Here is a 6518-nt window from a genome sequence, read left to right as displayed (position 1 = left end):
AAGGATTTGAGGCATGCAGCTAAGCCGGGCCGATCATCGCGGCTACCGGATGCACGATCATCATAAATATTACCTGGCTCGATACCGGCGGCACGCAGGGCGTCGTGCTGGAGGTCGAGGGATTGGGAACCATCGGCTTTGGAGACGCGGGCATATCCGATCAGCATGTTTCTTAAACGGTGGTTTTCCGAACGCACCAAAAAAACGGCATCCGGGACATTCGAACCTCAATTGACGAGTTAACATTCTCGTCAAGTTTTCAATGTCCCGGTTGTGTCAATGAAACAGCGAATCGGCTACGCACGGGTCTCCACAAAGGGTTGGCATCTGGACTTGCAGCGCGATGCGCTTCAGCAGACTGGGTGCCGTGTCATCTATGAAGAAGCGGCAAGCGAGAAGAACGCATCGCGGCTAGATTTGAGCAATGCCGAAACACCCTGCGCGGGGCGGGGACATGCTATGGCTCGGAGATGACACATAGAACAGATGAAGGTTACGCGGCGTCGGCTGTCGACAAGAGAAAGTCGTTCAGGTCCGCGTTGACGATCATCTGCTCCCGTAGAAAGCTGCCGCTGTGAAATCCCTCGTTGTCGGGGGATTTGAATAACACCCGGGCGAGACCGCAACCGAGCGGGGTCAGAGGAGTTTCGACGAGCGCTTAGTCTGCGCCTTGCCGAGCTGCTCCTTTAGAAGTTCGACAAACTCCGCGCGACCACGCCTAACGCAAGATCCCAAGTCCTTGTACCTTGCTGACTGTAGGTTACCATTATTGCTTGGATTGACGTATATATCCGGCAGCCAAGCCGTCGGCACCACATAGCATTCGGTAAGCTCGATCCTAACCGGATCGACGTGAAACGCGATCTCTACGGTGGCGATGAACAGCGAAAGATCCTGCGTTGCCTCGTAAAATGCGATCAGTTTATCGGCCTTTGACACGTCGTCTTTGCTCGACTTGCGGCCGCGGACCGCGGACTTCACGTTCACGTAGATGGCCTCGGAATCCTCAAAACGGAAAGAGAAGTCGTAGACTCCGACTTCGGACGGCGCTGGCGTGAAGTCGAGGAGGCCGAGCTTTTGGGCGTTGCGCTCCAAGTTCTGGGAGATGACCTCCTCAAGAATGCGCCACACGGTCCGCCCTTTTGCTGCCTTCCGCCAGCCGAAAGGCAACTGGCCGGGCGTCCCGATGGGTACCTCCCCAATACCTCTGACAAGCTCGCGGAGGCAGCCCTCAAGCCGTTCCCGATACCGCTCTGTGTCCTCGATTTCAGTCATCGTCCCCAAACTCAAATAGCACCTTGACCTCAATGCCGAGCGCAAAGGCCAGCCGCTCAATGTTCTCGATCCCGACGTTCCGCTCGCCACGCTCGATACCGCCGACATACGTCCGATCCAGCCCGCATTCTTCAGCGAACCCTTCCTGAGAGAAGCCACGTTCCTTCCTCAGCCGACGCAGACGGCTTCCGAACTTAGTTTTGATAGGTGGCGGTGGTTGGTCCATCTCCACAGCATCCAAAACCAATGACGACAAAAACACCACGGACTATCGGTATCTTTCTGCTTGACAGCTTGGACGTTCGCGAGCGTAGTAGGCGGATGGAAAAGAGCGATGGCTAGACGAGCGAAGACTGTTATCGACGCGGACGGCGAGGACCGGCGCGAGTCTGGATACTATTCGACTCCGTCCTTCGTTGCTGACTTCCTGGCGCACAAGGCACTTGGCTACCGCCCCAACACACGTATCGTCCTAGACCCGTGCGTCGGAAAGGGCGAGCTCACAGCGCCGTTCTCGCGGGTGGGGATAGGCGTTACAGGGATTGATCTCGTTGACCGAGGAGCGGGCGGATGCAACCGCTTCGTCCAAGCCGACTTTCTGGAACTAGCCGCGCCGGCCAGCGAGGGAAGCTTGTTTGATGAGCATTCCGAGTTGTGGCAGGCGGATATCATCGTTGCGAACCCCCCCTACAACTGCCACGAGACCGACTACATTCGGTCGAACAAGCGTCGACTGGTGGCGACGTTCGGCAAGTCCACCGCCCTAAACATGTATTCGCTCTTCGTCCGCGCGATCATTGATGTCGCGCGACCCGGATGCCTGATCGCGCTGGTCGTGCACGATTCCTTCCTGACGGCCGTGGGCCATAAGGATCTGCGGCAGTATCTATTCGCATCATGCACGCTCCTGAACCTGCACCTCTGCCCAACAGCGCTTTTTGCCGACCAAGGCGCGGACGTGCGAACCTGTTTGATTATCATCGAGAAGGGCCATCGGCCAGGCGCAACTGTCGAGGTGAGCAACCGCCCCGCCTCGGTGGTCGAGTTCCGCGAGGTGCTCCGTTCCGACGGCTTCGAACGGCGGCATCTAGGCGAAATCACGCTGTCGGGGGAGCAGGATAACGACGAGATCGTAGTGGGCTTGCCTCCCGCGCTATCGGCGCTGTTCGATGGTCCCAGGCTCGGCCAGATCGCGCCATGCGTGACCGGGGTTTCGACTGGGAACGACGCGAAATATATCAGCTCCGTGCCGCGTACCGGCTTTACCGTCCCGTTCTACAAGAACCCGGCAGGTCGGCGCTTTCATGCGGAACCGGACGGCTACATCATCGACGACTTCAACCGGGAGGCGCGCATTGTCCCCAACTTCATAGTGAGGAATCGTGACCTGCTCATGAAGGGGGGGCTGTCGTGCTCCTCGATGGGCGTCGCGTTCGGCGCTACTGTCCGGCCGCCGGATACTCTCTGCGGAGTGAATCCGAACGTGATCGTCGGCGAGGACGATAAGTGGTGGCTTCTCGCGTACCTCAACAGCCGACTGTGCCTGTATCTGCTGCGAGGCGTGCTGATCAGAAGCAACATGGTCACGGCCGGTTACGCCTCACGCATTCCCACTCCGCAATTCGAAGCGCGAACTAAGACGCAGATTGGAGACCTGGCTCGCGAAGCGTACCGCAACGCCTTGATCGGTTGTGATACAGCCCAGCAGAAGTCCCAGATCGATTTACTCGTGGAAGAAAACCTTGGCTTGGAGCCTGATATCGTGGGGCTCCTGCACACCTTCGCCGCCGACCCTATCCGATTGACCTGATCTCCAGAACGTCGGTATTTTTTCCCGTGGTCCGCCTCGGGTTTGGGGCTCACAATCGCGATGCAACAAGTGCAGCTCGGCCGATTGCGGCGGCAGAGACGAGGTGCCTTTTAACCAGCGGCCCATTTGCTGCTTCGCCAGTTCGGCAAGTGTCGGATATTAGCGAAAATATGCCGCTAAACAAGGCATGTAGGAACGACCGGAAAGTCCCAGGTCCACCTGTAATCGTGGCGAATCGTTGTTAAACATCAAGAGGGGGCACCCACGGGTCTTTAGTTCAAAGTATGGTATTAATTATGGTATTATTGATTTTGAATTTTATAATTGACTGATAAATATGGACTTTATGTGCCAGTCAACAATCGAGTGGGAATAATAAATAAAGGCCACCAGACCCCGGCGGGGGTCTCTCTCTGCCCCTTCTAAGGTTATATTTTTTACTGAGAGCAATCGAAAACCGACGTCAGTCCGAATGAATGTCCGCTGTTTTAATTTCTAAGCTACAACCGGACATTCCGCTTCCCCCCCCCATTTCTTCCATTCAAATTAGGTTGAGCCAAACAGTCTATAGTCAGATTGGGACAGACCGGAGCCACGGTGTATCAAGGGCTGCATGGTGGTTTTTCCGGGAGATTTCAAATGTGACAACATGCGGGCTATGAAGTTGTCCCGCTGGAGACGCTTTCATTATCATCTCTTGCTAAAAATACGGCAATGCCGCATAAAGAGTTATGCATTCAGTTATAGAAACCCCGATCTTTACCAAGAGGGCAGATGCTCTTTTGAGCCGTGAAGAACGGGCAGAACTCATTCGGCTGCTTGCTGAGAATCCACGCCAAGGTGACGTTATCCCCGGAACTGGTGGCGTTAGAAAGCTAAGGTTTGCTGGGTCAGGTCGAGGCAAGAGGGGCGGTGTTCGGGTCATCTGGTATGTCGCGAGTGACCGGATTCCTGTTTATGCCCTGTTGATCTACGGCAAGAATGAACAGGATGATCTTACGCCAGATCAGAAGAAAGCCATGGCTTCTATGGCTGAACGCATAAAGAAATCAGATCAAGGAGGAACTTAACATGGCAGAGCAAATGAACATTGCCGATGAACTACTTACCTCCATGGAGCAGGCCGTAGGTATTGCCGAAGGAGCTGTGAAGCCCGGTCGTATCTGGACGCCTCCTGAAATCAATGTGGCTGATATTCGGAAGCGAACGGGGCTTAGCCAAGTGCGTTTTGCTGCGCGATATGGTTTTAGTGCCGCCGCTGTGCGTGACTGGGAGCAGAAGCGCCGGACGCCAGAAAAGGCTGCTCGCACGTTGCTGATGCTGATTGACCGGGAGCCGCAAGCCGTTGAGCGTGTGCTTGTTGGCACGTGACGCTCTTGCCAGACTTAGATTCTAAGATACATACTGCCTGAAACGACGAAAGGGCCGCCCTGGCAGGCGACCCCTTCAAAAACTCACTGTTCCGCGGTGAGGTGGACTTGATGCAAAAAGTGTTACAGCACTGATTGCGTCCAATGCTGATATTGTAAGGATAACCGAAGCCGGTTTCAAGCCTTAGATCAGCGGGAAAAGAGGAAGCCTCGCCTTTTTGAAAGGCTTTTTGGTTGTGACCTCTTTCGCTTCCCAGATCTGGAATCTCACACAGTCTCACGCCATCACCGCAAAAACGCACCTTGTGCTTCAGGCACTCGCCAGCTTTCAGGGATATCGTGGTCTCTTTCCCTCTCATGAGTCTATTGCCGCCCGTGCAGGATGCTCTGTCAGAACCGTTATACGGGCGCTAGAGGCCGGGTATCGGCTGGGCATAGTGGAGAGAAAACGGCAACGCCAGAGAGTATCAGGGCGCATCTGTAACGGCCCTAATCGATATCGTCTGATCATCAAGCCATTGGAGCAGGCACGTGTTGCCGCAGCACATTACACACAACAGCTTAAAGATGCTCTTGCCCGCAGGAAACGGGCGTTTCTTTCTAAGTGCCAAAATGACAGCGAACTTAATTCTCAGAGTAATTTCTTTAATGCAGAGCCACTCTCAGGCGCCGGAATGTCACATAATGACCTGATACGATGGTGTGAGAGCATAGGATATCGGGGCAGCACCTAGTCTCACCTCTTCCAACACACCAAAAACCAGCACCGTATGGCTCAGGAATAGGGAGCATGTGAGACCGCACGGGTATAAACTCGGCCTTACTTAGCCCGAACAGATGTATCAAAAGTTCGTTCAAGGTTGCTGCAAGGTTCGCAGCACATATGTCGGAGATTGTCGAAAGGTTTGCGCTAGATTTGCAGGTGTATGTCTCTTTTTATGGCGTAAGAATATCATCATAATCGCGGGCAGGACAGGTGAAGTAGGCCTACCGCAAGCGGCTACGACTTCACACCCTGCTTTATTCGCCTACCGGCTCAATAGGATATTGAATGAACGCCAAGACCGAGCAGCTAACCTATAGGCAGATTGCAGACCGGCTTGGTTTATCAGTGGACGCGGCCCGCGCCCGTGTCAGGCGTGGCGGCTGGCTCAAGATCACAGACAACAGCGGAACCGTTCGCGTGAGTGTGCCAGCGCACGCGCTAACCAACCCGAACATGCAGGGCGAACAGACCCCTGAACAGTCAGAAATGACCGCCACGGACGGGGTGAACGCTGAACTGATGAACACCCTACGCCTAGCCGTGACCACCCTACAGAGGGAACTGGACAGACGGGCAGAGGAAGCAGCGCAGGACAAGGAAGAGCTTTCCCGGTTGCGTGATGACAATGCCGATCTAAGGGCGCGGTTAGCGGTGGCAGAGGCGCGATTGACTGAACGCGAATACCCTACGGACGGGGTGAACGTAGGGGGTGAACAAGCACCAGATGTTCAGGTGAACGCGCAGGGGGAACGACCACCCCGCACATGGTGGCAGCGTCTCTTTTCGGTATAGTGCCGCAGCAGATTACCTTGATCGACCGGTAAGTGAAACAGCGCCTCGCGCTGTCGATCGGTCAGGGTCACGCGACGCGGCATACATGCTCCTTATTCTTTCCAAGGTAAGGTTTGAGATAGTTTGATTGCGATGCTGGTTAAGATACACAATAGTGCAAGCTTATGTGCTCATGTTCGTCACCGCCTCAAACCACCGTTTAAGAAACATGCTGATCGGATATGCCCGCGTCTCCAAAGCCGATGGTTCCCAATCCCTCGACCTCCAGCACGACGCCCTGCGTGCCGCCGGTATCGAGCCAGGTAATATTTATGATGATCGTGCATCCGGTAGCCGCGATGATCGGCCCGGCTTAGCTGCATGCCTCAAATCCTTGCGCGACGGCGATGTGCTGGTGGTCTGGAAACTCGCTCGCCCACCTGGTCAACACCGTGAAGGATCTGTCAGACCGCAGGATCGGCCTGCGTGTGCTGACCGGAAAAGGCGCTCAGATCGACACCACGAC

10 protein-coding genes are annotated in these 6518 nt (G+C 55.1%); 7 read left to right on the top strand and 3 right to left on the bottom strand.

Annotated elements, in window-relative coordinates:
• The coding region (locus CFR80_RS16380) for a recombinase family protein (protein WP_456303548.1) at positions 1 to 197 on the bottom strand (197 nt) is incomplete at its 3' end.
• An 82-nt stretch (positions 198 to 279) separates the two neighbouring features.
• Between CFR80_RS16380 and CFR80_RS16375 the strand changes: the two genes are divergently transcribed.
• Positions 280 to 474: a recombinase family protein gene (locus tag CFR80_RS16375; RefSeq protein WP_258367901.1), complete on the top strand. Its 195-nt coding sequence runs from the start codon at positions 280 to 282 to the stop codon at positions 472 to 474.
• A gap of 162 nt (positions 475 to 636) precedes the next feature.
• Here the strand turns inward: CFR80_RS16375 and CFR80_RS16370 are convergent, their stop codons facing one another.
• Both CFR80_RS16370 and CFR80_RS16365 read right to left on the bottom strand, forming a co-directional pair.
• Positions 637 to 1275: a hypothetical protein gene (locus CFR80_RS16370; protein WP_110507725.1), complete on the bottom strand. Its 639-nt coding sequence runs from the start codon at positions 1273 to 1275 to the stop codon at positions 637 to 639.
• Entirely contained in the window at positions 1268 to 1501 is a 234-nt protein-coding gene (locus tag CFR80_RS16365) for a helix-turn-helix domain-containing protein (protein ID WP_110507727.1), read from the bottom strand. The genes CFR80_RS16370 and CFR80_RS16365 overlap by 8 nt, the downstream gene beginning before the upstream one ends.
• 108 nt (positions 1502 to 1609) lie before the next feature.
• Here CFR80_RS16365 and CFR80_RS16360 point away from each other — a divergent pair, with 108 nt between their 5' ends.
• From CFR80_RS16360 to CFR80_RS16335, 6 genes are all read left to right on the top strand, one after another.
• A complete protein-coding gene (locus CFR80_RS16360; RefSeq protein ID WP_110507724.1) occupies positions 1610 to 3085 on the top strand; it encodes an N-6 DNA methylase in 1476 nt (491 codons plus the stop codon).
• A gap of 782 nt (positions 3086 to 3867) precedes the next feature.
• Complete coding sequence (locus CFR80_RS16355) at positions 3868 to 4155, top strand: type II toxin-antitoxin system RelE/ParE family toxin (RefSeq protein WP_238331412.1); 288 nt, start codon at positions 3868 to 3870, stop codon at positions 4153 to 4155.
• A 1-nt stretch (position 4156) separates the two neighbouring features.
• Positions 4157 to 4456, top strand: coding sequence for a helix-turn-helix domain-containing protein (locus CFR80_RS16350; RefSeq protein WP_110507723.1), 300 nt, complete (start codon positions 4157 to 4159; stop codon positions 4454 to 4456).
• Between the two features lie 235 nt (positions 4457 to 4691).
• On the top strand, positions 4692 to 5189 hold the full coding sequence (locus CFR80_RS19645; protein ID WP_220032756.1) for a helix-turn-helix domain-containing protein: 498 nt from the start codon (positions 4692 to 4694) through the stop codon (positions 5187 to 5189).
• A 317-nt stretch (positions 5190 to 5506) separates the two neighbouring features.
• Positions 5507 to 6013 (top strand): hypothetical protein, encoded by a 507-nt coding sequence (locus tag CFR80_RS19980; RefSeq protein ID WP_258367897.1) that lies wholly within the window; start codon positions 5507 to 5509, stop codon positions 6011 to 6013.
• 172 nt (positions 6014 to 6185) lie between these two features.
• Positions 6186 to 6518, top strand: a 333-nt coding sequence (locus CFR80_RS16335; protein WP_456303547.1) for a recombinase family protein, incomplete at its 3' end; no start/stop codon positions are given.

Origin of the sequence: Komagataeibacter oboediens (assembly GCF_003207815.1) — a bacterium.
GTDB classification, from domain to species: domain Bacteria; phylum Pseudomonadota; class Alphaproteobacteria; order Acetobacterales; family Acetobacteraceae; genus Komagataeibacter; species Komagataeibacter oboediens.
The sequence above is the reverse complement of the archived record's forward strand: the minus strand, read 5'-3'. Positions and strand labels throughout refer to the sequence as shown.

Coding starts and splice junctions, on each gene's coding strand:
- CFR80_RS16375 (WP_258367901.1), top strand. CDS start 280: ATGAAACAGCGAATCGGCTACGCACGGGTCTCCACAAAGGGTTGGCAT.
- CFR80_RS16365 (WP_110507727.1), bottom strand. CDS start 1,501: ATGGACCAACCACCGCCACCTATCAAAACTAAGTTCGGAAGCCGTCTG.
- CFR80_RS19980 (WP_258367897.1), top strand. CDS start 5,507: ATGAACGCCAAGACCGAGCAGCTAACCTATAGGCAGATTGCAGACCGG.
- CFR80_RS16350 (WP_110507723.1), top strand. CDS start 4,157: ATGGCAGAGCAAATGAACATTGCCGATGAACTACTTACCTCCATGGAG.
- CFR80_RS16360 (WP_110507724.1), top strand. CDS start 1,610: ATGGCTAGACGAGCGAAGACTGTTATCGACGCGGACGGCGAGGACCGG.
- CFR80_RS16370 (WP_110507725.1), bottom strand. CDS start 1,275: ATGACTGAAATCGAGGACACAGAGCGGTATCGGGAACGGCTTGAGGGC.